This is a genomic window from Streptomyces mauvecolor (assembly GCF_039532965.1).
GTDB classification, from domain to species: Bacteria; Actinomycetota; Actinomycetes; order Streptomycetales; family Streptomycetaceae; genus Streptomyces; species Streptomyces violascens.
Genome location: NZ_BAAASQ010000004.1, coordinates 210,526 through 233,849, shown reverse-complemented (window position 1 = coordinate 233,849; position 23,324 = coordinate 210,526). Strand labels below are relative to the sequence as shown.

Sequence of the window (23,324 nt, the reverse complement as noted above, 5' to 3'; positions counted from 1 at the left end):
GTCACATGAGTGACACTACCATGCAACCTTCAGGTTCCCAGGGTGTTTCGCGGCGAAGATTCATCGCTGGAACGGGTTCTATTCTCGGGGCCGCTGCGCTGGTCGGTCACGGAACTGCGGCGCATGCGGCGACCGCGGCCCAGGCCGCCCCGATCGGAGACGGCGCCCATGTCCCGGTGCTCGTGATCGGCACCGGATACGGCGGCTCGGTCGCGGCACTGCGGCTCGCCCAGGCGGGCGTCGACGTGCAGATGATCGAGATGGGGATGGCCTGGGACACCCCCGGCTCGGACGGCAAGATCTTCTGCAACACGACCGCGCCGGACTACCGCTCGTACTGGCTGCGCACCAAGACCAAGCAGCCGCTGAGCAACTTCTTCGGCATCCCGATCGACAAGGACATCCCCCGCTACACCGGGATCCTGGACGCCGAGGACTTCAGCGGCATCACCGTCTACCAGGGCCGCGGCGTCGGCGGCGGTTCGCTGGTCAACGGCGGCATGGCGGTCACGCCCAAGCGCGAGAACTTCGGAGCCATCCTCCCGTCCGTCAACCCCGACGAGATGTACAACACCTACTACCCGCGCGCCAACGCCGGGCTCGGGTCCGGACTCATCGACCCGGCCTGGTTCGACACCGTGGACTGCTACCAGTTCGCCCGCGTCGGCCGCAAACAGGCGCAGCGCTCCGGCTTCCCCTTCGAGTTCGTGCCCGATGTGTACGACTGGGACTACATGAAGCAGGAAGCGGCCGGCACCGTTCCCAAGTCGGCCGTCGCGGGCGAGATCCTGTACGGCAACAACTACGGCAAGAAGTCGCTCCAGAAGACCTATCTGGCGCAGGCCAAGTCGACCGGCAGGGTCACCATCTCCCCGCTGCACAGGGTCACTTCGGTCTCCCCGGGCTCCGGCGGCTACACCGTCGTCATCGAGCAGCTCAACACCAGCGGCGATGTCACCGCCACCAAGACCGTCACCTCGGCCAAGGTGTTCTTCGCGGCCGGCAGCGTCGGTACCAGCAAACTCCTCGTCAAACTCAAGGCCACCGGCGCGCTGCCCAACCTCAACGGCGAGATCGGCCGCGGCTGGGGCGACAACGGCAACGTCATGTGCGGCCGCGCCAACTACCTGTGGGACCCCACCGGCAAGGTTCAGGCGTCCATCCCGTGCGGCGGCATCGACAACTGGAACGCGGGCGGTGCGTTCGCCGAGGTCGCGCCGCTGCCCACCGGCATCGAGACGTACGCCTCGTTCTACCTGTCGATCACCAAGAACCCCAACCGCGGCACGTTCTCCTGGAACCCCGCGGCGGGGCGGGTCGACCTGGACTGGCAGACCGCCTGGAAGCAGGCGTCCATCGACATGGCCAAGACGATCTTCGACAAGATCAATGCGACGGAGGGGACGATCTACCGCACCGACCTGTTCGGTGTGTACAAGATCTGGAACGACACCCTCACCTACCACCCGCTGGGCGGTGCGGTCCTGAACAAGGCCACCGACAACTACGGTCGCCTGTACGGCTATCCGGGCCTCTACGTCATCGACGGCTCGCTGATCCCGGGCAACACCAGCGTCAATCCGTTCGTCACCATCACGGCGCTCGCCGAACGGAACATCGAGAAGATCATCGCCGCCGATCTCACGTGACGGCGCGAACGCGGGGCCGCCCGGGACGCCGGACGGCCCCTTTCAGTGTGTCTTCTTCCGAGTGCGTCCTTTCAGTGGGTCGGCAGCACGCACACCGAGTCGAGGCCCAGCACGTGGTTGAGCCGGCCGAACGCCAGCCACGAGCCGATGCTCATGCTCAGCTCCACGATCTCGACCTGGCTGTAGTGCGCGGTCATCCGCGCCCAGAAGTCCTCGTCGAGGCCGTGGTGGTCGAGCGCGTACCGCTCGGCGTACTCGGCGGCGAGCCGCGTACGGTCGTCGAAGGCATCGGTGGTGCGCCACTCGGTGACCGCGTCGGCGAACGTCTCCTCGACCTTCTCGCCGTCCCGGTCGGTCCGCCAGTCCAGGCAGAACCGGCAGCCGTTGATCTGCGCGATCCGCAGTCGCGCGGCCTCGAACTCCCGCAGCCCCAGGGTCGTATGGGAGTAGACGGACAGGGAGAAGTTCGCGGCGGCCATGCCGATGCCGGGGACCATGTCGCCCCACACGTACCCGATCGGCTCCTGGCCCTCGGGGATGTCGATCCTCATCGTTGCTTCCTTCCGAGTCTGCCGACTGCCGGGCGCAGCGGGACGTCGAGCGCGTCATAGAGGCCGGGATCCGCGGCCACCAGCCAGTCGATGGCGTTGACCAGGCGGCCGACCGCGGTGGCGTTGCCGCCCGCGGACCGGTTCTCGCCCTCGTCGCACGCCTCGACGGTGACCTCGATGCGCGGGCGCCCCTCGACGACGACCCGGTGCGCCCCGTCGCCGCCGTCGGGCGGGACCGGCCAGTCCGGGGCGCAGGAGGGGTGGATGCGGGTGACGTGCTCGATGACGATGCGCGGCTCGCCCCCGACGATGCCCTGCACCTCGAACCGCACGGCACCCTGTGTGCCTGCCTCGAAGGTGCCCATCGTGCGGGTGCTCACCGTGGCATCCAGCGCGCGCCGGTCCATGGTCTCGCGTATGTCGTCGAGCTCGACGCCCAACGCCCTTGCCATCAAACGGAGTTGACCGCCCCACACCATGGTGGGGATGGACGGCGCGAGCATCAGGGGCTCGTACTCCATCGGGTGCCCCATGCCGATCAGGTCGCGGACCGACTCCTCCTGGTCGTACGTGGAGTAGTCGAAGATCTCCTGGCAGCGGATCGCGTCCACAGTGCTGCCGAGCCCACTGATCAGCAGGGGCAGCACGTCGTTGCCCCAGCCCGGGTCGACGCCGGAGACGAACAGGGACCCGCAGCCCTCCGCGACGGCGGCGAGCACCGGGTCCCGGAACTCCGGCGGGGCGCTGCGATGGTCGTAGAGCGGATACAGCGCGGGGGTGACCACCACGGCGCCCGCCCGCATCGCGCGGGTGACGTCGGCGAGGGCCTCGTCGGGCCGGATGTCGCCGGATGCCGCGTACACGACGGCCCGCGGGTGCCCGGCGAGGACGGCCTCGATGTCGTCGGTCGCGGCAATGCCCAACGGTCCGTCGATTCCGGCGAGTTGAGACGCGTCGCGGCCGACCTTGGCTCGGTCGTGGACCAGGACGGCCGCGAGCTCCAGTGCCGGATGGGCCTCCACGGCACGTATCGCCGCACGGCCGACATTGCCGGTACCCCAGACAACCGTGGAAATCATGCGCGGAGGGTAGCGAGACGGCCCTGAGGTTCCTAGTGCCGTGCCCGGAAAAGATGGGGCTGCCTCTACTGGCGTACGGTCCAGTGGTCGTCGGTGCCTGCCTGGATGAAGTTCAGCCGCGGGCACAGGAAGTCCTGGCCGGACGGATTCTCGTCGGTCCAGGGCGAGTCGGACGGGCTCGCGGGCTTCCACGTGCCGTTGTGGCGGAGCTCTATCGCGCTGCTGTCGAAGACGGTGTTGCGCGCCTCGGTGCAGTAGTAGCCCGTGCCGGTCGAGGGGTTCACGCTCGCGTAGATCTCGAACATGTCCCAGCCGTGGTCGAGTCCGCTCTGGTCCCGACCGGACTGGCGGTACAGCAACTCCCATTGCGCGGAACGGTAGTTGTAGAGGTACGACGACCAGCTGTTGCCGGAGCCGGGATCCCGCACCAGCTGGACGCTGTAGGCGAGTTCGCCGCCGGACGGCTGGGTGTACTTCGCCTTGAAGTCCGCGTCGACGGCGACCGTCTTGGCCGGGCCGCCCGCCCCGCACCAGTCCCAGGCCCATATCTCGTCGCCGCTGTTCCAGTAGGCGGTGACCACCTCCATGCAGGAGTTCTGCGCCTTGGTGGTGGGTGCGTAGGTGAAGTTGTCGGCGTCGCTCACGTGATAGCCCGGGTCGACGGTGTGGGTCGCGGTGATGCCGTCGTGGGTGCCCGGCTGGGGGAACACGCCCCACCAATTGTGGGTGGGCTCTGCCTGGTTCGCACGGAACGCGGTGCCGCGCCCCTTCTTGAGGGCCGCTACGGCGCGGTCCCGCGCCGGGTTGTGGTCCGGCGTGCGGGCCCCGGCCACCGTCCCGCGATGGGGGGCGTTCGGGGAGGGCGTGGTGGCGGGGTGCGCGGGGGCGGGGTGGGCGCTCTGCGTCGAGGCGAGTCCTGCGGCGGCGGTGAGCAGGGCTGCGGCCAGGGCGGTTCTGTGTCGTCTCATGGTGGCTCCTCCAGGACCGTGCGTCATGGATGTGACGAGGGTGGGGGGTGGAGCACGGCTCCCGGCCGCTTGGGTGGGGCGGCGGGGGAGCCGGATGAGCGACTAGTAATGTCCATGTCATTGACAGGAGTGTCAATAGCCACGGAGTGTCACCGGCGCCCCAAGGGGTGCTTTTCGGCCGGGAGTTGGGACGGCCGGCGCTTCGGGTGTTCAGTGCTTGCTGTGCTGCGGCTCCGGTGGGCGCGTGGGGGTGGTGCGGATGTCGGTGAGGTGGGCGAAGACGACGAGGTTGCTCTCGTACCCCGTCTTCGCCTTGAACCGGCCGGCGCAGGTGATGAGGCGCAGCTCGGGGCGGCCCGTCGGGCCGTACACCTCCTTGTCGGGGAAGCGCGCCTTCGCGTACGTCTTGATGCGGTCCACCGTGTACACGGCGATCTTGCCGTCGGCGCGGCGGGCCTCGATCAGCCGGCCCGGGCGCAGCATTTTGAGTCCGGCGAAGACGGCGGCTCCGACCCTGGTGTCGAGATGTCCTACCGCGACGGCAGTGCCCAACTCGCCGGGCGACGGCCCGCCCTTGTACCAGCCGACCACCTTCGGGTCGTCCTCGGGCGGGGTGGCGAGACGCTGGTGCGCGTCGAGGCCCAGGGCGACGACCGGAGCCTTGATTCCGAGGTACGGAACCGCCAGCGAGACCGCAGGGGAGGGCGGCAGCGGATGCGGCGGCGTCACCGGACGCGGGGCTACGGGATGCTGCGCCACCGGATGCTGCTCCACCGGGCGCGGGGATGCCGGGCGCGGGGACGCCGGCCCCCGGCTGTCGCCCGCCGGGCCGGCCGCCGCCTTGGCGAACCGCGGCCCGTCGCCGGCCGATGGGGCGGGCTCGCCGTGGTGAGCCACCCAGACGCCGCCCACCACCAGGGACAGGGCCAGGGCCGCCGTCCTCGTCAGGCGGTAGGCGCGCGTCCGGTGCCGGGCGATGGGGGCGCTTCTACGCTGAGCCATCGGAGCGGCGGCGGCGGAGTCGGCGGACATAGAGCACACCGGCGACCGAGACCAGCCCCAGGCCTGCCGCGGCTCCCGCCTGCGGCGCGCCCGAAGTCTCGGCGAGACCGCCACCGCCCGCGGGCACCCCGCCGAGCGGGGCGCCGGCCTTGGGGGAGCCCGGCTTGCAGTCGACCGTGAAGACCTTCTGCTTGCTCGCGCCGTTGCCGGCGATGTTCCAGACGAGCTTGTACTGTCCGTCGGGCAGAGTCAGAGGTGTGGTGTATCCGGTGCCGCCCGCGAGTCGCAGGGTGCCGGTGAGGGTGGCACCGCCGGCCCTTGCGGGCTGGGGGCTGATGTTCCAGGTGACGCCCTGGACGGTGTCGAAGTTGAAGCCGTCCAGGTAGAAGCCGCAGACCCTCGGGTTGTTGCTCGGGTCGGTGAAGAGCGTCCCCATCGCGTGGATCTTGACATCGCCGTTGTCGCCGGGGGCGGCGAGAGCAGCCGATGTGCCGGCCAGGGCGGTTCCCGCGAGAGTGAGTGCCGCGACGGCGGCGGCCCGCGTACGTGGGCGGGTGGAGCCATGGAGTGCTGCTGGCATGCGCAGTTCCTCTGATTTGGGTGATTGTCATATAAATCGGAGCTCTGCCTGATTCCCTCTCACGCCCGCGCGGCGCTGCACCAGCGCCGCGCCGCGCGATCCGCCGGAAATCACCCGTCCGTCCCAACACGGCAGGCCACGGGGCGCACGGGGTGGACCCCGGCGCACGACCTGAGCGTGCGCCGCCGTGCTCCCAGCCCTGCCCGGTCGGCGAGAAATGCCCTGATGGCGCGGTGGGGGCGACGAAATACTGGGCGGTGTTTTCGCGGGGCGGGCCCAGCGGCGCCACCGTTCGGCCCGGCCTCCCCGCGTCCACGCGGTCCTGAACGGCCGGCCCACGAGGTGTGGCCGCCCGGGCCGCCGACGAGAAAGAGGAGTTGCTCCTATGCGTCGTATCCACTCGTTCGCCGTCGCCTCCATGGCGCTGGCCGCCGCGCTGGGCGTCGTACCCACGGCGACCGCGGCCCCCACCGCGCCCGCACAGGCGGCGGCCTACAACTGCTCACCCGGATACTTCTGCATCTACAGCGGCTGGAACGGTTCGGGCACCCGTTGTCAGTGGTCGCAGTCCAGCCTGGCCAACACGGCGGACAACTGCTCCTTCATCCAGAAGGGACAGAACGTGCAGTCCGGATGGAACAAGACAGGGCACCGCGTCCAGTACTACACGCAGACCAACTACCACGCGCGCGTCGGATCCACCCAGGCTGGCCAGGGCGGCAACCTCCAGGGCAGCTACCAGATCCGCTCCTTCAAGCCCCAGTAGGCCCGCCCAGGCGTCAGTCGACGCGTCGGCGCATCCCGCGCCCAGCACATGAAGAAGCGGCGCTGTGCTCTGCGAAGCGCAGCGCCGCCGCTTGTTCCAGTTGTGGTTCTCAGCACTCGGAGTGCTGGACGACCCTCGCGATGGCGTGGTAGACGCTGGGTTCGAAGGTGCCCTGCACCGTGTAGTCGTGGTGCTTGCTCGGCCACATGGTCGGGCTGTTGTACGTGCCGGTGGTGTACAGCGTCTGGCCCGACCCGTTGTTCAGCTTGAACCGAGAGTGCCAGATGTCGCCGCTGAGGGTGAAGGTCGTCCAGGTCGTGGCGCTGAACGTGAGTTTGCCGTCGGAGTAGAGCTGAAGGTGCCCGCCCGTCTGGTGGCAGTCACCGACGTTCAGGTCGCCCCAGGTGAACCACTTGTAGTCGGCCGCCACTCCCGAACGGACCGCGCTCCCATGGGAATCGGCCGAAGCCGTCGCGGGGTTCAGGACGAGGACGGTGGCACCGATGGCGGCTGCGGACACGAGGACTCTGCTCGCCCGCCGCAGAACGTTCATGGTGGAACTCCCTTGCTGTGAAGGTGACGCGGAGTACTTGATCGCCTGACCGGGCAACGGGCTAGCCGGAACCGAATCCCACGCTGCGGGCGGGCAGCGGCGGCGGGCCGGTCTCGTCCCATGTCCCTCCGACGCCCACGATCGCGAGGAGTTGCTGGCAGCCGGTGTCCGCGTAGACGAACGCGGTGGCATCGGTGTCGTTGCCCGCGTGGGCCGCACCGCCGGGCAGCTGTAGGCAGAAACCGTTCGGCGGATTGGCGAGCGCGTCGCGTGTTCCGGTGTCGAATCGGATGTACGGGAACTGTCCGTCGGCCGCCTGGGCGCTGGACGGCACCAGGGCGACCAGGAGCAGCGTCGCACCAACTACCGTTCCCAGCCACCGAATGGGAGTCGCGCGCCGTTTGGGCGTCACATTCTGCGCTGCTTTCCGCAGGGTTTTCTGTGGCGTAACTCGCCAGTGCATAGGCACCCCCCTCTGGGTCCCTCGATGGTTCCGCAGGAAAAATGCCGCTGACAACCGCTCGAATGGGCGTGTACCGGCGTTCCGGGCGCCCGCCCGCGCCTGTACGGCGAGGGTGTGCGCTGCGCCGTCCGGGTGAAGGCGGGTGTGAGTCGCTTTCTGTTCCCGTGCCTGGGCAGCACGCTCAAGTGGCCCAGCCACAGGGAGAGTTGGGCGAGGGAGGGAGAGGTCGCAGATGCGTGTACGCAGTCGCGCAATCAGTCGTGTGCCCAGCCGTGTATCCAGTGGTGAACTCATCCGTGTACCCATTCGTGCATTCAGGCGGGTGCTCACGGGCACGAGGGTGACCAGGTCGGTTCTGGTCGTGGGTGCGGCGATGTCGCTGTTCACCGCGATGGCCGGGCTCTGCACCGATGCTCAGGCCGCCACCGGAAGCTTCAGCTATCAGCGTGCGGACACCGGGGGATTCACCACGATCGACAATCCGCCCGACCATTTCTGCTTCATCCTCAGCGGCGAGGCACTGAGTGTCCACAACGGAACGAACAGCACCGCCATTTTGTACGAAGACGCGGAATGCGATCCGAATCAATTCCTCGATGCGGCACAGCCGGGGCAGACCCTGAGCTTCGGCGTACGGCTGCCGCTGAGCGTGCGGTTCGGCTGACCGGGGAACAGGGGCGAGGGGGTGCGGAACCCGTCATGTCCACGGGCGGGACGGCTTGCGCGCCGCGTTCGTACAATTTGAGTCCGAACGATGTCCTCGAACCATGCCGCCCCCGCGGCGTCGAAGGGGTGTGGCCCGTGCCCGGCCGGCGATCCATCACCGAAGCAGAGCAGCTGGCGCAGGCGAAGCTCGGTGGTGCGCCGATCCGCCATGACCAGATGGCCGTGGTGGCCAACATCTACCGAGCTGCCTCGGCGGTCCGCCAGCATCTGGAGAACTCCGTGCTGCGCGGCTGCGATCTGACGTGGACCGCGTTCGTCGTGCTCTGGGTGGTGTGGATCTGGGGCGAGTCGGAGACCCGGCACGTCGCGGAGGAGGCGGGCATCTCCAAGGGCACGCTCACCGGGGTCGCTCGCACGCTGGAGGCGCGGGGCCTGGTGGAGCGGGCCGGGCATCCGACCGACGGCAGGCTCGTGCTGCTGAGCCTCACCGGTGAGGGGGAGGCCCTGATGCAGAGCCTGTTCCCGCGCTTCAACGAGGAAGAGGCCTTTGTCACCGGGCAGTTGGACGATGCGGAGTGCCGCAGTGTCGCGGACGGGCTGCGTCGGGTTGTGCTGCAGGTCGAGGAGCGGGGAGAGGGGCGCAGGCGCGAGCTTCTGGGCGGGGCGGACCCGGCGCCGCGGCGCAGCGGGCGGCGCGCCAAGCGGCCGGGGGCCTGAGCGACTCGGCCCGCCGGGGGGGAGGGGTGCCGTGGCTCTGCTCCGGCCCCTCTGCCTCGGGGTCCCAGGGGCCGGGGTATCCAACCCCGCGCAATGGGCGGGTGGGTGCGCAAGCTGCCCGGGGTCAAACCTCCGTCACTCGGGCTGCCGCTCGCACGAACGTCGCGAACACCCCCCGCTGCGCCGCATCCCCCCGCGCCGTATCCTCCGGATGCCACTGCACCGCAACGAACCAACTCCGGTGGGCCGGGAGTTCAAGCCCCTCCACCGTGTCGTCCGCCGCACGCGCGGTGACCGTCAGGCCCGCGCCGAGACGATCGACCCGCTGGTGGTGATAGCAGGACGCGGTCACCTTCGTCGCGCCCGCCGCCCGCGCGAGAAGCGTGCCGGGCCGGACGGCCACCCGGTGCACGTAGTGCCGATGGGAGCCCGCAGCCCCGCCCATGTCCTGGTCCAGCGTGCCGCCCAGCGCGACGTTGACGACCTGCAGGCCCCGGCAGACCGCAAGGAGTGGTAGTCCCAACTCCAAGGCGCGGTACGTGACTTCGAGGTCGAAGCCGTCCTGCTCGGCATCGATGTCGTACACGCCGGCATGGGGCTCGGCGGCGTACCGTACCGGGGCGATGTCGCCACCCCCGGGCAGTAGGACGCCGTCGAAGCGGGCGAGCCGGGCGCCCACCTCGGCCGGATCCGCCCGTCCACCCGGCGCGTGGGGATGCAGGGTGACCGGCTCGCCGCCCGCCCGCCACACCGCCTCGATCAGCGCACGGGCGTTGACCTCGGCCGCGTACCGCAGCGCCGAGGTGGAGGCCGCGAAGCGAGCCGGGATCGCGACCAGCGGACGGCGCTCGGCGAAGCGGCTCACGGCGTTCTGCCCCGGACGAACAGGACCGGCATCGCGGCCCCCGGGCCCCCGGCGAGGCTCATCGCATGCCGCTCCGGGGCGTTGGACGGGCCGAAAGCCGCGCCCCCCGGCCGCATCGCGGCATTCACCCCGCCCTGCCACGAATGAGCCGCGCCGCCCCCGCCCCCAGCGCCAGAGTCCCTGGCACGGCCAGCGCGAGCCATGTCGCCGTGGCTCGGTCGCCGCCGATGAGGGTCGTCAGGTTGGCCAGGATCAGCCAGATGGCGCCCGCCAGGCCGAGCGCGCCCAGGATCGGGGCGATCACCGTGTTCCAGGGCCGGGTGTCGAGCCGCTCGCGGCGGAAGAAGACGACCACCGACACCGAGGTCAGGAAGTACAGCAGCATCATCGCGAGCACTGCCACCCCGCTGAACCAGGAGAACAGGGTGAGCACCGGGTCCTTGCCGGCCAGTGCGAACGGCATGACGAGCAGGACGGCGATCGTCGTCTGCACGCTGCCCGCCACCCAGGGGGAGTGCCGCCGGTTCAGCGTGCGCAGGCCGCGCGGAAGCAGGCCTTCCCTGCTGAGCGAGAACAGATAGCGGTTCGCGGAGTTGTGGAAGGCGAGCATCCCCGCGAACAGGGAGGTGGCGAGCAGGACCGGCAGGACGTCGTTGGCCCAGCCGCCGAACCTCCCCGCGATCGGTGCGAAGACGAACGCCGAACCGTCACCGCCCGCCAGCGCCTTGCCCGCCGCCCCGGCCGCGCCGGAAGCGCCGTACGACGAAACCACCATCCACGAGGTGAAGGCGAAGAAGGCGGTGACCACGACGATCGACATATAGGTGGCCCGCGGCACGGTGCGGTGCGGATCGCGTGCCTCCTCGCCGTAGATCGCGGTCGCTTCGAAGCCGAACATCGACGCCACCGCGAACATCAAAGCCACCCCCGGAGCGCCCTTGAGTGCCGCGCCCGGCGAGAAGCTGTGCGCGAAGCCGAGCCCCTCCGGTCCGCCGCCCCGGAACAGCGTCACCAGGCCGAAGGCGAGCAGCACGCTCATCTCCGCGAAGACGAACACCGCGAGGACCCTGGCTCCCATCTCGATGCCGGTCGCGCCGAGCACCTGCACGACGGCCATGGTGGCCAACGCCCATGCCCACCACGGAAGTTCGGCCCCGGTGTGCTCCTTGACGATCCCGCTCACGGTCGCTCCGTACAGGCCGTACATCGCGGCCTGGATGGTGCAGTACGCGAACAGCGCCACGGCCGCGCTCCCCGCGCCGGACGTCCGGCCGAGGCCCCGGCCGATGTACGTGTAGAAGGCCCCCGCGCCGACCACATGGCGGGCCATCGCGACGAAGCCGACGGAGAACAGCAGGATCACCGCGCCCGCGGCCACGTACGCGGCGGGCACACCGGGCCCGTCGCCCAGGCCGACGGAGAGCGGGACCGCGCCCGCGATGCCGGTCAGCGGCGCCTGTGCCGACAGGACCAGGAAGAGGATGCCGAGGACGCCGAGCGCGTTCGGCTTGAGCCGTCCGGCGGCGGAGGAGTCCTGCTCAGTGGGTTGTCTTGCGGCCGTCCTGCCGTCCAAGCGGATCACCTGTCAGGGCTCGGTCTGCGGGTGGGGGAGAGCCTGTGTCCGGACCCGTCGGGCGTCGCAGGCCCGGGCGGGGTTTGGATACGGACTCCACGTGGTGCAGCACCGCGCCGGGCGTCCCCGTGGCATGCCCGGTGCGGTGCCCGTATGGGGGCGCCCTATCGGCGCGGCGCCCGAATGCCGCGGAACTCCCAGTCCCCGCCGAGCGCCGTGGACAGCACCTCCTCGGACTCGGTGGGCTGGGCGCCGACGTCGGCGCGGACGGGTGTCGGCCCTGCGACGATGTGGTTGGTGAGCCGCCCGAGCCCTTCGACCTCGACCTCGACGACGTCTCCAGGCTGTACGGGACGGGAGCCCGCCGGGGTCCCCGACAGGAGCACATCGCCGGGCAGCAGCGTGATGGTACGGGCGATGTCGGCCACCAGATAGTGCATGTCCCACCGCATCTCGTCGGTCGAACCGTCCTGCGCCACCGTGCCGTTGACGTAGGTGCGCAGGTGCTTGTGGCGGAAGTCCCAGCCGGTGACCAGCCCTGGTCCGAGCGGGCACAGGGTGTCGGAGCCCTTGACGCGCAGCATCGAGCCGGCGTCGGTGTCGCGGAAGTCGTGCAGTCCGAAGTCGTTGCCCACCGTGTATCCCGCGATGTACGCGGCCGCCTCCTCGGGCGCGATGTTGCGGGCCGTCCTGCCGATGACGACGGCCACCTCGCCCTCATAGTTGAGCCACTTGCAGCCCGCCGGGCGCACGACCGCGCCCCGGTGGGAGTTGAGGGCCGAGACCGGTTTGTGGAAGTAGGTCGGTGCGGAGGGGAGTTGAGCCCCGAACTCCTTGACTCTGCTGCGGTGGTTGAGGTGGACCGCGACCACCTTCGAGGGAGTGACGGGTGGCAGATGCGCGGCCTCGTCGGCCTTCACCCGGCGGCCGTCCCCGGCGACGAGCTCGTCCCCTTCGCACACCACCTGGACGGGCGACCCGTCGAGCAGGATGCGGCGGTACTCGGGCATGTCAGGCCTCCCGGTCGCGTCGGTGCGGGTGGCGCGGGGCAGCCGGTGCGGACGGGCCCGTGCCGGTCCAGCCGTCGGCGGGGCGGTCGAACCACAGGTGGACCTGCCCGGTGCCGATCGAGTTCTCGTACGCTCCGTACTGGCGGCCGGGCGCGGTGCAGGCCTCACCGCCGAGCGCGCCCGCCATCATCAGGTAGTGCGCGAAGCGCGCCTCGGGCGCGAACTCCCGGAATTCCGGCATGGTTTCGAGCACCTTGGCATGGCGCCCCTCCTTGAACCAGCCGATGCGCTCCACGTCGGCCGCGCGGGCTTCGGGCGTGCGGATGTGGGACGGATCGCTCGCCTCGTGGTCGCGCAGTTCGCGCAGCGGCCAGAAGGTGTGCGACAGGGCGCCGGACGCGATGAGCAGGACCCTGCGGCCGGGCGTCGCGGCGATGCCGTCCGCGAGCGCGCGGCCGAGCCGCAGATGGTCCTCCACGTCACCGGTCTGGCACACCCCGATGGACACCCACCGCTTGTCGGGCAGCCCCTCGCCGAGGAACTTCCACAGGTTCACGGTGGCGTAGTGCACCGGAAGGCAGGGATCGTCGACGGCGGTGATCCAGGTCCGGTGCCGGTCCGCGAACTCGGCTACACGGAAGGCGAGTTGGGGGTCGCCGGGGAAGTCGTACCGCATCCGGCACATGCCCCGGGGGAGCTCCTCCGAGGTGAACAGGCCCGCGCGCCGGCTCTGCGCGGTGACGACGAACTCGACGGTGGTCGCCCAGTGCGAGTCGAGGACCACCACCGTGTCGTAGCGGTCGCTCTCGAAGACGTCCTCGCGCAGTTGTCGCAGACCGGTGACGAGGGTGATCTCCTCGCCCTCGTTGAGTGCGCGCCGCACCGGCTCGGGCAGCACGATGGTGGGCACGTGCGCGAGCAGGCCCGCCCCGACGATCTCGCCCATGGTCCCCTCAACTCCCCGGTGTCGTAACGGTGTTCTTGACGTCGCAGAAGAAGTCGAAGCTCCAGGTGCCGCCCTCGCGGCCGATGCCGGACGCGCGCGAGCCGCCGAACGGGGCCCGCAGGTCGCGCACGAAGAAGCAGTTCACCCAGACCGTGCCCGCCACGAGCCGCTCGGTCACCCGCCGGGCCCGCTCGGCGTCCGAGGTGACGACGGTCGCGGCGAGCCCGAAGCGGGTGCCGTTGGCCAGCTCCAGCGCCTCGTCCTCGTCCGCGAAGGTCTGGAGCGTGAGGACCGGGCCGAACACCTCCTCCTGGACGATCTCGCTGTCCTGCGCCACCTCGACGAGCAGCGTGGGGCGGTAGTAGGTGCCGCCGAGCCCGTCGTTGGGCGTGCCGCCGAGCAGGGCCTGCGCCCCGGACGCGATCGCGCGCCGTACGAATCCGTCGACCTTCTCCAGCTGGGCGGGGTGGATCAGGGGCCCGATGTCGGTGGCCTCGTCGCGCGGGTCGCCCTGCCGGAGCCGGGCGGCCTTCGCCACGAACCGTGAGGTGAACTCCGTCGTGACGGACTCCTCGACGAGCAGCCGGGTGGCGGCCAGACACACCTGCCCCGCGTTGTCGTACTGCTCCACTGCCAGGTCGACGGCCAGATCGAGATCGGCGTCCGCGAACACCAACAGTGGTGATTTTCCGCCCAGTTCGAGGCTCAGCGGGGTGAGGTGTTCGGCCGCCGAAGCCGCGATACGGCGGGCGGTGGGCACCGACCCGGTGAAGCCGATGCGGCGCACGTCCGGGTGGGAGACCAGCGCGGCGCCCGCTTCGGCACCGTAGCCCTGGACGACGTTGAGGACCCCGGGCGGGAGTCCGGCGTCCGCAGCGATGTCGGCGAGCAGTGAGGCGGTGAGCGGTGACCACTCGGCGGGCTTGAGGATCACGGAGTTCCCGGCGGCGAGCGCGGGCGCGAGCTTCCAGGTGGCCAGCATCAGCGGCGCGTTCCACGGTGTGATCAGCACACACGGCCCCGCCGGGTCCCAGGAGACGTGGTTGACGGCTCCGGCCGGGGTCGCGAAGTCGTCGAGGCCCAGGGTGGGCAGCCGGTCGGCGAAGAAGCGGAAGTTGTGCGCCACCCTCGGCATCACCCCGCGCCGGTGGGAGCGGATCAGCGCGCCGTTGTCGAGGGTCTCGACCTGGGCGAGCTCCTCGGACCGCTTCTGTACGCCGTCGGCGATGGCATGCAGGATGCGGGCCCGCTCGGCTCGGGGCGTGGCAGCCCAGCCGGGGAAGGCGGCCTTCGCGGCGGCCACCGCCGCACCGGCCTCGAAGGAGGAGCCGCGCGCCACCCCCGCGAGCCCGCGGCCGTCGACCGGCGAGACATCGGTGAAGGTGGTGGGGGAGCCGACGCGCGCGCCGCCGATCCAGTGCCGCGTGTCGACGGCGACCCCGGCGACGGCGGCGGTGTGCTCACTCGTCATGTCCGTCCTCCGACCGATCGGCACAACTGCCTCCGACTTGGCATCCCCGCACGGGAGTTACTCGGCTCCCGAGGTGTTGGATTCGAGGAGTCTGCCTCCGTCCCACACGACGCCGACCTGCCGGTAGTACGCCGCGATCGGCTCCCGCACGGTGAGGCGGGCCAGTTCTTCGGTGGGGGAGTCGAAGAGTTCGAGGTCGGCGTCCCCCGCCCACGCCTGCCCGGCCTCGAAGGACGTGGTGCCGGACTCGATCAGCTCGTCGAGGGCGAGCCCCTTGCCCTTCTCGATGGAGGGCAGCCAGCGGTGATGTGCCATAGGGTGCCCGTTCACGAAGCCGCTCGTCGGCGAGGGCTGACGCAGCGTCACCAGGGCTTGGGCGAGCCTGCGGTCGGCCGCCGCGAGGGTGGCCCCGAAACGGGCCCCGGCCTCGATCCGGGGCGCCGGTCCGAACGGGTGCGGCCGGGTCTGGTGGATCGAGCCCAGCTTCTTCGGATAGCCCTGGTGGAAGCCGCGTACCACCGCGAAGTCCTTGTCGACCCAGATGTACACGCAGCGCGAATACACCTGCCCCCGGTACGCGCAGCGCACGACCGCGAACGCCTCCTTGTACTGGGCCCGCACCGGGTCGAGCAGCTCCCGTTTCGACGCCGAACAGGACTGCCAGTCCGCCCAGACGAGCGCGACCGCACCCGGGTCCTCGGGCGCCGGCTCCAGTGGACGGGGCAGGAGTTCGCGTACGCGCTCCGGGTCCGTGCGGTATTCGACGGTGAGGACGTCGCCCGAGTAGTGCCACGGGGGAGCGGGGACGATGGACGATTCGCCGGTCGCCGTCTTCGGATGGAAGTAGCCACGGACGCTGCTCACGGGGCGGCTCCTTGCGGGCTGAGGGCGGGCCTTTCGAGGAGGAGAGGGCGGTGCCGGGCGGCGGCCGCGGCGGCGGCCGGTCCGCCGAGCCCCACCACGCCGACGAGGCGTCCGTCGCGGTGGTAGCCCACCAGCATGTCGCCGTCCGGCTCGCCGTCGAGCAGGCGGACGTCGTCGTGCCCGAGTTCGGGCGAGCCGAAGGACTGGAGCCGGAAGTCGTACTGGTCGCTCCAGAAGGAGGGGAGGGGAGCAAAGGGTGCCAAGTCGGCGGAATGTGCGTGCAGTTGAGCCACGAGCATCCTCGCGGCGTGCTTGGCCGTGTCGCCCGGGATCGACCAGTGCTCGACCCGGCGCGGGACGCGGTCGTAGCGGGCGTTGGGGAAGCGGGCGATGTCGCCGACTGCGACCGCGTAGGGGAGGCAGCCCGCGTCTGCTGTCGTGCCGTACGGCGGAGCGCCTGCCTCGGCTGCGGCGCACCGTGTCGGCCCGCCGCCCGCCTGGGAAGCCACGCGGAATGCCCGTTCGCCCGCCGTGCCCGCACCGTCGGCAGCGCGCCGCACCCGCAGGTGCTCGTCGGTGAGTACGCCGTCGGACAGGTCGAGGCCGTTGCCCGCCAGCCACTCGGTGTTGGCGACCGAGCCGACCGACTCGACGACCACGTCGGCCCGCAGGACCCGGCCGTCGCCCAGGGCGACCCCGGTCACACGGTCTTCGCCCTCGAACCCGGTGACTCCTGTCCCCAGTGCGAAGCGCACCCCGCGTTCCTCATGTCGGCGCAGCAGCGCCCGGGCGAGGAGTTCGCCGAGCGGGCGCAGCATCGGCAGGGGCTCGGCATCGACCACGGTCACCTCAAAGACGCCGAGACCGACGGCGGTGGCGGCTACCTCGCAGCCGATGAACCCTGCCCCTATCACCACCAACCGCACCCCGGGCAGGGCAAGTTCGTCGCGCAGTGCCCGTATGTCGGCCAGTGTGCGGACCGTATGGCGGCCGCTGCCCGGCCCGGAAGGTCCCGGGCAGCGCAGCCGCCGCGCTCGTAGGCCGGTCGCGACGACCAGGCCGTGGAAGCCGAGCTCTTCGCCGTCGTCGAGGACGACGACGCGGTCCCGCAGCCGGGCGCCCGCCACCCTCGTCCCCAGCCTCCACTCCACGTCGGCGGTGTTCGCCCGCGGAGTGAAGGGCAGCGACGCGAACGGCGCCGTCCCCGCGAGGACCCGCTTGGAGAGCGGGGGCCGGTTGTAGGGCATGTGGGGCTCGTCGCCGACCACCGTGATCGGCCCGGTCCAGCCCGCGGCGCGCAACTGCTCTGCGGCGCGCAGCCCGCCCAGCGACGCCCCGGCCACGACCACGCGCGCGGTCACGGCGCTCAGGCCTCGATCCGGATGGCCTGCATCGGACAGACGTCGGCGGCTTCCTCGACGTCGGCGCGGAAGGCGTCACCGGGATCGCTGAGGTAGGCGAGGCGCCCGCTGTCGTCGAGGCGGAAGACGTCCGGGGCGGCGAACGCGCACTGCCCGTGGTCCTGGCACTTGTTCATGTCGACGGCGACCTTCATGGGCCGACTCCCTGTGACCGAACTGCGTATCCGAGCCGTTTGACCGAGCTGCTCGATCGAACCGCTCGACCGAACTCGTTTGATACCAAACAACATAGAGACGTGCCGCCGGAGGGTCAATGCCCGTGCGGGGGCCGGGAGTTCATGCGCGCATCCTCCTGCGGGAAGGCGCGCACCGCTTCGGGAAGGCCCGGACCCCTTGCGGCAGAAGCCTCGCGTCCATACCGTTTGAAGCCAAACCAATAGCGTGCGCTCAGCCCGAGGAGACATCGGTGAGTGCTCAAGTACCCGCAGAGGCAACGCAGTTCACGGAGCGGCTGTCCGTCGAGGGCATCGATGTGGTCCGGGTGACATACCCCGACCTCATCGGCACCGACCGCGCCCGTGACGTGCTCCTCGACCACCTGGCCGCGGCCTGCTCGCACGGCCTCTCGTTCTGCCGCGCCGTCTACCACACCAGCCCCCAGGGCGATGTCGTCCCGATCGCGGGCGGCCTGGACGCCGGGCTCCCCGACATCGTCGTACGCCCCGACCTGGACACGCTCCTCGCGCTGCCGTGGGAACCCGGCGTCGCCTCCTGCCTGGGCGATGTCACCGACCCGGCGACCGGCGCGCCCGCTCCCGAGTCCCCCCGGGCCCTGCTGCGCGCGGTGCTCGCCCGTTGCGCGGAACACGGGCTGCGCCCGATCGCCGGACCGGAGCTCGAATACTTCCTGTGCGATGCGGACCCCGGCGCGCCCGGAGGCTGGCGGCGCTACAGCTGCGCCGCGGGCGCCGTCTACACCGCGGGGCTGCGGGCCGACCCGGACAACCACCTCCTGCGGACGCTGCGGCTGCTGCGCGATCTCGGCATCGGGGTCACCCACGGAAACCATGAATTCGACGGCGCGCAGTTCGAGATCAACCTCGTGCACTCCGAGGCGCTCGGCGCCGCCGACCGCGCCTTCCGGCTCAAGGCCGCCGTGAAGGAACTCGCCCGCAAGGAGGGCAGGCTCGCCACCTTCATGGCCAAGCCCTTCAACGACGCGGGCGGCTCGGGCTTCCATCTGCACCTGTCCTGCGATGCGGGCGAGGAAGGGGAGAACCGCAACGTCTTCGACGACCCCACCGGCCGCTACGGCCTCTCCGGCACCGCGCGCCACGCCGTCGCGGGCCTGCTCGCGCACGCTCCGGCGCTGGCCGCCCTGGTCAACCCGACGGTCAACTCGTACAAGCGCTTCGGGCCCGACACGGTGGCCCCCTGGCTCGTCGACTGGGGCCTGGACAACCGCAGTGCGATGGTCCGCATTCCGCCCGAGCGCGGAGCGGGGTCCCGGCTCGAACTGCGACTCGGCGACGCGAGCGCCAACCCGTACGTACTCATCGCCGCGACCGTCGCCGCGGCCCTGCTCGGCATCCAGGCCGGGGACGAGCCGCCCGCGCCTCTGGAGGGGTACGGATACGACACCGCGAGGTCCGCCCTTCTTCCGGACTGCCTGCCGGCCGCGCTCGACGCCCTCGAAGCGGACACCGCGCTCACGGGCATCCTCGGCAAGGACTTCACCGCGGCCTACCTGGCGTACAAGCGCAACGAGGTCGAACGCTTCCAACAGCACGTCACCGATTGGGAGTTCACGGAGTACGCGTACCACCTGTGATCCGTGCAAGCGCCCGGACCTCCCCTGCGTACCACCTGTGCCCCGCAGGGCGCGCCTGCCGCCGGCGCCCCCGCCGCATCTCAGCTCAAGGAGCAAGCAAGGAGCCCCCTCATGGCCGAGGCAAGCCCCGCCGCGTACGAACCGATCCCCCTCGACGACGTCGACCTCGCCGACCTCGACCGGTTCACCGACGGCATCACCCCATGGCGCATGTTCCACACCCTGCGCCACCAGGACCCCGTGCACTGGCAGCCCGAGCCGGCTCCCAACTCCGGGTTCTGGGCGGTCACCCGTCACGAGGACATCGTCCGCGTCGACCGGGACGCCGCCACCTTCACCTCCACCCGGTTCGTCAACCTCGAAGAGCTCGACAGCGACCAGATCGAGAAGCGGGCCTCCATCCTCGAAATGGACGGGGTGCGCCACCGGGCGCTGCGCGGACTGCTCCAGCGCCAGTTCGGGCAGAACGTGATCAACGGCTACGCCGACTTCCTGCGCGGTCTGACCGCGACCACCCTGGACGCGGCGCTGCCCAGGAAGAGCTTCGACTTCGTGGAGCACGTGTCCGCGGACTTCCCCATCAACGTCCTCGCCCGGCTCCTGGACGTGCCGCCCGAGGACAACCGGCGGCTCATCGACTGGGGCAACCGCATCATCGGCCACACCGATCCCGACTACGCGGATGTGCTGCTCGACAGCGCGGAGAGCGAGCAGTACCGGGACCTGCCGTTCCGCTCGCCCGCTTCCATCGAGGTCTTCGAGTACGGCCGCGAACTCGCCCGGCAACGCCGCGGCGGCCACGGCACCGACCTCGTCTCGCGCCTCGTCAACGAGACTCCGCGCGACCAGGTACCGCTCAGCGCACAGGACTTCGACAACTACTTCCTGCTGCTCGTCGTCGCGGGCAACGAGACCACCCGGCACGCCATCTCGCACACCATGCTGGCCCTGATCCAGCACCCCGAACAGCTCGACCGGCTCCGCCGCGACCCCTCCCTCATCCCGGGCGCGGTGGAGGAGTTCCTGCGCTGGGCCTCGCCCGTCTACCACTTCCGCCGCACCGCGACCCGCGACGTCGAACTCGGCGGCAAGCGGATCAGGGAGGGCGACAAGGTCGTCATGTGGTACGCCTCCGGCAACCGCGACGAGCGGGTCTTCGCCGACCCGTACGCCTTCGACGTGACCCGCACCGACAACGACCACGTCACCTTCGGCAAGGGCAGCCCCCACCTGTGCCTGGGCAACCTGCTCGCGCGCACCGAAGTCCGCATCCTGTTCGAGGAGTTGATCCCGCGCCTGGCCGACATCCGCCTGGCCGGCGAGGTCCCGAGGGTCCGCTCCAACTTCGTGAACGGCATCAAGCGGCTTCCGGTGGAGGTCACCCCTGCGTGACACCGAGCCCCGATGCTGCCCCTGAAGGAGCTGCCCGTCCGCCTCGGCCAGATGGGGGGCAGAGCCGTAGTCGCGGGCCCATTGCCCGGTGAACGCCCCTGTGGTTAGCCTGTGTTCGTCATTCCGGTCGATGACCGGAGTTTCGAACAAGAAGGGTGGGTGGCCGAGCATGGGCCGACTGGTTCCCGCGGTGACCAGGGCGCTGGACGTCCTGGAGCTCTTCCTGGAGAGCGAGGGGAGCCTCTCCGCGCCCGATGTCACACGCCGGCTCGGGCTGCCCCGCACCACCGTCCACGAGCTGCTGACGACCCTGGCCGCCCGCTCCTACCTGGCACCCGTGCCCGAGCAGCCCGGCCGCTACCGGCTCGGCGTACGCACCCATCAGCTCGGCAGCCGCTACGCCGAACAGCTCGACCTGGCCGCCGAGGGGCAGCAGGTGGCCCGCGAGGTCGCGGAGACCTGCGACGAGACCGTGCACGTCGCGATCCTGGAGGACGCCGACGTCATCTACATCGCCAAGGTCGACTCCACCCACGCCGTCCGCATGGTCTCCGCCGCCGGCCGCAGGCTGCCCGCGCACTGCACCTCCGTCGGCAAGATGCTGCTCGCCGCGCTGCCCGAGGCAGAGCTCGACGCCCGCCTCGAAGGCCGCGAACTCGTCGGCATGACACCCGACAGCATCACCGACCCCGCCGCCCTGCGCACCGCACTCGCCGAGATCCGCGCCCGCGGGACCGCCTTCGAGCACCGCGAGTCCAACCCCGACGTCAGCTGCGTGGCGGCGCCGGTCAGTGACAGCACGGGCCGGGTCGTCGCCGCGCTGTCCATTTCCGTACCCGTGATCAGGTGGAACGGCGACCGCGAGAGAGAGCTCGCCGAACTCGCTCAGAAGGGCGCGGGCGACCTCTCCGTGCGGCTCGGCCACCGGGGTACGCGATGAAGTACGAGCTTGCGGTACGCGAGTGGGCCGAGCTCGGCGAAGGGCCGACGTGGGACCCGGCGAGCGGGCGACTGATCTGGGTCGACATCCTCTCCTCACGCGTCCACACCTACGATCCGGCCGACGGCCGCCGGACGGTCCTGGCCACCGAACAGCACGTCGGCGCGGCCAAGCCGCGTGCGGGAGGCGGCCTCGTCGTCAACCTGAGGGACGGCGTCGGACTGTACGGCCCCGACGGCGGATTCCGCTGGCTGCTCCACGACCCCGTGGCCGGCCGGCGCGCCAACGACGCGGCCGTCGCTCCCGACGGGGCGCTGTGGGCCGGAACCATGCGCTACGACGAGGCGCCCGGCGGCGGCACCCTGACGCGGATCGCCGCGGACGGCAGCGCGACCGCGATCCTCGGCGACGTCACCGTCAGCAACGGCACCGGCTGGAGTCCGGACGGGCGGCTCATGTACTACATCGACACTCCGAGCCGGACGGTCGATGTGTTCGACGTCGACGGCCAACTCGTCCGGAACAGGCGGAAGTTCGCCTCGGTCGAGGCCGATGCCGGTTTTCCCGACGGGCTCGCGGTGGACGCCGAAGGCGGCGTCTGGGTGGCACTGTGGGACGGGGGTGCCGTCCGGCGGTACGCGGCCGACGGCAGCCTCGACCAGGTCGTCGAGCTGCCCGTGCGGCGCCCCACCGCCTGCGCGTTCGGCGGCCCGGACCTCATCGATCTGTACATCACCACCGCCCGCGCGGGGCAGGCCGCACCGCATCCCCTCGCCGGTTCGGTGCTCGTGGTGCCGGGCGCGGGGCGCGGGCTGCCCGGTACTCCCTTCGCCGGATGAGGAACCATCAAATGCCGTGTGCCTTACAGGAATTCCTGTAAGGCACACGCGAAGGTCGATCCGTCAGCGGGTCGAGAACGAATGCACCGTCGACGTGCGGTACGTCGTGCCCGGGCGCAGCACCGTCGACGGGAACGACGGGTGGTTGGGGGAGTCCGGGAAGTGCTGGGCCTCCAGGCAGAGGGCGTCGCCCTGGCGGTAGGTGCGGCCGGAGGTGCCCTCCAGGGTGCCGTCGAGGAAATTGCCGGTGTAGAACTGCAGGCCCGGCTCGGTCGTGTACATCCGCATCACCCGGCCCGACGACGGATCGGTGAGGGTGAGGATGTAGGCGGGGGAGGTCGAAATCCCTTTGTCCAGAACCCAGTTGTGGTCGAATCCCTTCGCCCGGACCAGCTGCGCGCCGCCCTCGCGGATGTCCCGGCCGATCGGCTTCGGGCGCCGGAAGTCGAAGGGTGTGCCCGCGACCCGGGCCAGTTCGCCGGTCGGGATGAGGCCCGCGTCGACAGGGGTGTAGCGGGCGGCGGCCAGTTCCAGGGTGTGGTCGTAGATGGAGCCGCTGCCCTCGCCCGCCAGGTTGAAGTAGGTATGGCTGGTCAGGTTCACGACGGTCGGCCGGTCCGTGGTCGCCTCGTAGTCGATGCGCCAGTCGCCGCGCGCGGTGAGGGTGTACGTGACGCGGACCTTCAGCGTGCCGGGGTAACCCATCTCGCCGTCGGGGGAGACCCGGCTCAGGATCAGCCCCGTCTCCGGCCCCCGGGTGAACGGCTCCACCTGCCACATCCGCTTGTCGAAGCCCTGGGTGCCGCCGTGCAGGCTGTTCGCCCCGTCGTTCAGCGGGAGTTGGTAGGTGTGGCCGGCCAGCGTGAACCGTCCCGCCGCGATGCGGTTGCCGAATCTGCCGATCAGGCCGCCGAAGTACGGGCTCTTCGCGACATACTCGGCGAGGTTGTCGAAGCCGAGGGCGATATTCGCCAAGTGGCCGTCGCGGTCGGGGACTTCGAGTGAGTGGATCACCCCGCCCCAGGACAGGACCTGGAGCCGGGTGCCGCCGTTGCTGACTGTCCAGAGGTCCACGGCGGTGCCGTCGGCCAGGGTGCCGAAGTGTTTCCTGGTGGGGTGTCGTCGCGGCGCGGCCTGGGCGGTCGCGGCGTCGAGCGCTGTCGTCGCGGCGAGACCGGCGGCGCCCGCCGCGAGTACCGTACGTCTGCTGGTCTTCATGGAGCGACTCCTTCTTGGGA

At 70.6% G+C, this 23,324-nt stretch carries 24 protein-coding genes; 8 read left to right on the top strand and 16 right to left on the bottom strand.

The features are described 5' to 3' along the window. Positions 1–5: 5 nt before the first annotated feature. A complete protein-coding gene (locus ABD346_RS04190) occupies positions 6–1,649 on the top strand; it encodes a GMC oxidoreductase (protein ID WP_344371617.1) in 1,644 nt (547 codons plus the stop codon). Between the two features lie 71 nt (positions 1,650–1,720). Here ABD346_RS04190 and ABD346_RS04185 read toward each other — a convergent pair whose 3' ends face one another. The 5 genes from ABD346_RS04185 to ABD346_RS04165 all read right to left on the bottom strand — a co-directional run bounded on the left by ABD346_RS04185 (position 1,721) and on the right by ABD346_RS04165 (position 5,829). Then, positions 1,721–2,200 carry a carboxymuconolactone decarboxylase family protein gene (locus ABD346_RS04185; protein WP_344371615.1) on the bottom strand — a complete coding sequence of 160 codons (480 nt, stop codon included), beginning with the start codon at positions 2,198–2,200 and terminating at the stop codon, positions 1,721–1,723. Further along, positions 2,197–3,279, bottom strand: a complete 1,083-nt coding sequence (locus ABD346_RS04180) for an NAD(P)H-dependent amine dehydrogenase family protein (protein WP_344371613.1) — start codon at positions 3,277–3,279, stop codon at positions 2,197–2,199. The genes ABD346_RS04185 and ABD346_RS04180 overlap by 4 nt, the downstream gene beginning before the upstream one ends. A gap of 65 nt (positions 3,280–3,344) precedes the next feature. Continuing rightward, on the bottom strand, positions 3,345–4,247 hold the full coding sequence (locus tag ABD346_RS04175) for a carbohydrate-binding protein (protein ID WP_344371611.1): 903 nt from the start codon (positions 4,245–4,247) through the stop codon (positions 3,345–3,347). 210 nt (positions 4,248–4,457) lie between these two features. After that, entirely contained in the window at positions 4,458–5,279 is an 822-nt protein-coding gene (locus tag ABD346_RS04170; RefSeq protein ID WP_344371610.1) for a class F sortase, read from the bottom strand. Next, positions 5,236–5,829, bottom strand: a complete 594-nt coding sequence (locus tag ABD346_RS04165; protein WP_344371607.1) for a hypothetical protein — start codon at positions 5,827–5,829, stop codon at positions 5,236–5,238. Before ABD346_RS04165 ends, ABD346_RS04170 begins: the two co-directional genes overlap by 44 nt. A 385-nt stretch (positions 5,830–6,214) precedes the next feature. Here ABD346_RS04165 and ABD346_RS04160 point away from each other — a divergent pair, with 385 nt between their 5' ends. Further along, a complete protein-coding gene (locus tag ABD346_RS04160; protein ID WP_344371605.1) occupies positions 6,215–6,595 on the top strand; it encodes a peptidase inhibitor family I36 protein in 381 nt (126 codons plus the stop codon). 109 nt (positions 6,596–6,704) lie between these two features. Here the strand turns inward: ABD346_RS04160 and ABD346_RS04155 are convergent, their stop codons facing one another. Further along, positions 6,705–7,148, bottom strand: a complete 444-nt coding sequence (locus ABD346_RS04155; RefSeq protein ID WP_344371603.1) for a DUF6294 family protein — start codon at positions 7,146–7,148, stop codon at positions 6,705–6,707. A gap of 61 nt (positions 7,149–7,209) precedes the next feature. Beyond that, entirely contained in the window at positions 7,210–7,560 is a 351-nt protein-coding gene (locus tag ABD346_RS04150) for a hypothetical protein (protein WP_344371601.1), read from the bottom strand. Between the two features lie 424 nt (positions 7,561–7,984). On the opposite strand from ABD346_RS04150, the gene ABD346_RS04145 reads away from it, so the two are divergent. Beyond that, positions 7,985–8,275, top strand: coding sequence for a hypothetical protein (locus ABD346_RS04145; protein WP_189962442.1), 291 nt, complete (start codon positions 7,985–7,987; stop codon positions 8,273–8,275). A 137-nt stretch (positions 8,276–8,412) separates the two neighbouring features. Then, positions 8,413–8,994, top strand: a complete 582-nt coding sequence (locus ABD346_RS04140; RefSeq protein ID WP_344371598.1) for a MarR family winged helix-turn-helix transcriptional regulator — start codon at positions 8,413–8,415, stop codon at positions 8,992–8,994. Between the two features lie 124 nt (positions 8,995–9,118). Here the strand turns inward: ABD346_RS04140 and ABD346_RS04135 are convergent, their stop codons facing one another. The 8 genes from ABD346_RS04135 to ABD346_RS04100 all read right to left on the bottom strand — a co-directional run bounded on the left by ABD346_RS04135 (position 9,119) and on the right by ABD346_RS04100 (position 17,278). Continuing rightward, positions 9,119–9,859 (bottom strand): gamma-glutamyl-gamma-aminobutyrate hydrolase family protein, encoded by a 741-nt coding sequence (locus ABD346_RS04135; protein WP_344371596.1) that lies wholly within the window; start codon positions 9,857–9,859, stop codon positions 9,119–9,121. A gap of 124 nt (positions 9,860–9,983) precedes the next feature. Then, a complete protein-coding gene (locus ABD346_RS04130; protein ID WP_344371595.1) occupies positions 9,984–11,432 on the bottom strand; it encodes an APC family permease in 1,449 nt (482 codons plus the stop codon). Between the two features lie 164 nt (positions 11,433–11,596). Continuing rightward, positions 11,597–12,442 (bottom strand): fumarylacetoacetate hydrolase family protein, encoded by an 846-nt coding sequence (locus ABD346_RS04125; RefSeq protein WP_344371593.1) that lies wholly within the window; start codon positions 12,440–12,442, stop codon positions 11,597–11,599. Between the two features lies 1 nt (position 12,443). Next, positions 12,444–13,388 (bottom strand): 3,4-dihydroxyphenylacetate 2,3-dioxygenase, encoded by a 945-nt coding sequence (locus tag ABD346_RS04120; RefSeq protein WP_344371590.1) that lies wholly within the window; start codon positions 13,386–13,388, stop codon positions 12,444–12,446. A 7-nt stretch (positions 13,389–13,395) separates the two neighbouring features. Continuing rightward, on the bottom strand, positions 13,396–14,859 hold the full coding sequence (locus tag ABD346_RS04115) for an aldehyde dehydrogenase (RefSeq protein WP_344371588.1): 1,464 nt from the start codon (positions 14,857–14,859) through the stop codon (positions 13,396–13,398). Between the two features lie 57 nt (positions 14,860–14,916). After that, positions 14,917–15,723, bottom strand: coding sequence for an acetoacetate decarboxylase family protein (locus ABD346_RS04110; RefSeq protein ID WP_344371586.1), 807 nt, complete (start codon positions 15,721–15,723; stop codon positions 14,917–14,919). Continuing rightward, complete coding sequence (locus ABD346_RS04105) at positions 15,720–17,084, bottom strand: NAD(P)/FAD-dependent oxidoreductase (RefSeq protein WP_344371584.1); 1,365 nt, start codon at positions 17,082–17,084, stop codon at positions 15,720–15,722. Before ABD346_RS04105 ends, ABD346_RS04110 begins: the two co-directional genes overlap by 4 nt. Before the next feature lie 5 nt (positions 17,085–17,089). Then, positions 17,090–17,278, bottom strand: coding sequence for a ferredoxin (locus tag ABD346_RS04100; protein WP_344371582.1), 189 nt, complete (start codon positions 17,276–17,278; stop codon positions 17,090–17,092). A 272-nt stretch (positions 17,279–17,550) separates the two neighbouring features. On the opposite strand from ABD346_RS04100, the gene ABD346_RS04095 reads away from it, so the two are divergent. The 4 genes from ABD346_RS04095 (at position 17,551) to ABD346_RS04080 (ending at position 22,086) form a co-directional block, all read left to right on the top strand. Then, on the top strand, positions 17,551–18,915 hold the full coding sequence (locus tag ABD346_RS04095; RefSeq protein WP_344371580.1) for a glutamine synthetase family protein: 1,365 nt from the start codon (positions 17,551–17,553) through the stop codon (positions 18,913–18,915). A gap of 111 nt (positions 18,916–19,026) precedes the next feature. After that, complete coding sequence (locus ABD346_RS04090) at positions 19,027–20,307, top strand: cytochrome P450 (RefSeq protein ID WP_344371578.1); 1,281 nt, start codon at positions 19,027–19,029, stop codon at positions 20,305–20,307. 169 nt (positions 20,308–20,476) lie between these two features. Continuing rightward, positions 20,477–21,247: an IclR family transcriptional regulator gene (locus ABD346_RS04085; protein ID WP_344371577.1), complete on the top strand. Its 771-nt coding sequence runs from the start codon at positions 20,477–20,479 to the stop codon at positions 21,245–21,247. Next, positions 21,244–22,086, top strand: a complete 843-nt coding sequence (locus ABD346_RS04080; RefSeq protein ID WP_344371574.1) for an SMP-30/gluconolactonase/LRE family protein — start codon at positions 21,244–21,246, stop codon at positions 22,084–22,086. Before ABD346_RS04085 ends, ABD346_RS04080 begins: the two co-directional genes overlap by 4 nt. Positions 22,087–22,149: 63 nt before the next feature. Here the strand turns inward: ABD346_RS04080 and ABD346_RS04075 are convergent, their stop codons facing one another. Beyond that, on the bottom strand, positions 22,150–23,304 hold the full coding sequence (locus ABD346_RS04075) for an aldose epimerase family protein (RefSeq protein WP_344371572.1): 1,155 nt from the start codon (positions 23,302–23,304) through the stop codon (positions 22,150–22,152). Positions 23,305–23,324: the final 20 nt, after the last annotated feature.

Bases quoted from the DNA above. Each gene is read 5' to 3' on its own strand.
- ABD346_RS04190 (WP_344371617.1), top strand. From the start codon at position 6: ATGAGTGACACTACCATGCAACCTTCAGGTTCCCAGGGTGTTTCGCGG.
- ABD346_RS04185 (WP_344371615.1), bottom strand. From the start codon at position 2,200: ATGAGGATCGACATCCCCGAGGGCCAGGAGCCGATCGGGTACGTGTGG.
- ABD346_RS04180 (WP_344371613.1), bottom strand. From the start codon at position 3,279: ATGATTTCCACGGTTGTCTGGGGTACCGGCAATGTCGGCCGTGCGGCG.
- ABD346_RS04175 (WP_344371611.1), bottom strand. From the start codon at position 4,247: ATGAGACGACACAGAACCGCCCTGGCCGCAGCCCTGCTCACCGCCGCC.
- ABD346_RS04170 (WP_344371610.1), bottom strand. From the start codon at position 5,279: ATGTCCGCCGACTCCGCCGCCGCCGCTCCGATGGCTCAGCGTAGAAGC.
- ABD346_RS04165 (WP_344371607.1), bottom strand. From the start codon at position 5,829: ATGCCAGCAGCACTCCATGGCTCCACCCGCCCACGTACGCGGGCCGCC.
- ABD346_RS04160 (WP_344371605.1), top strand. From the start codon at position 6,215: ATGCGTCGTATCCACTCGTTCGCCGTCGCCTCCATGGCGCTGGCCGCC.
- ABD346_RS04155 (WP_344371603.1), bottom strand. From the start codon at position 7,148: ATGAACGTTCTGCGGCGGGCGAGCAGAGTCCTCGTGTCCGCAGCCGCC.
- ABD346_RS04145 (WP_189962442.1), top strand. From the start codon at position 7,985: ATGTCGCTGTTCACCGCGATGGCCGGGCTCTGCACCGATGCTCAGGCC.
- ABD346_RS04125 (WP_344371593.1), bottom strand. From the start codon at position 12,442: ATGCCCGAGTACCGCCGCATCCTGCTCGACGGGTCGCCCGTCCAGGTG.
- ABD346_RS04120 (WP_344371590.1), bottom strand. From the start codon at position 13,388: ATGGGCGAGATCGTCGGGGCGGGCCTGCTCGCGCACGTGCCCACCATC.
- ABD346_RS04115 (WP_344371588.1), bottom strand. From the start codon at position 14,859: ATGACGAGTGAGCACACCGCCGCCGTCGCCGGGGTCGCCGTCGACACG.
- ABD346_RS04100 (WP_344371582.1), bottom strand. From the start codon at position 17,278: ATGAAGGTCGCCGTCGACATGAACAAGTGCCAGGACCACGGGCAGTGC.
- ABD346_RS04090 (WP_344371578.1), top strand. From the start codon at position 19,027: ATGGCCGAGGCAAGCCCCGCCGCGTACGAACCGATCCCCCTCGACGAC.
- ABD346_RS04085 (WP_344371577.1), top strand. From the start codon at position 20,477: ATGGGCCGACTGGTTCCCGCGGTGACCAGGGCGCTGGACGTCCTGGAG.
- ABD346_RS04080 (WP_344371574.1), top strand. From the start codon at position 21,244: ATGAAGTACGAGCTTGCGGTACGCGAGTGGGCCGAGCTCGGCGAAGGG.
- ABD346_RS04075 (WP_344371572.1), bottom strand. From the start codon at position 23,304: ATGAAGACCAGCAGACGTACGGTACTCGCGGCGGGCGCCGCCGGTCTC.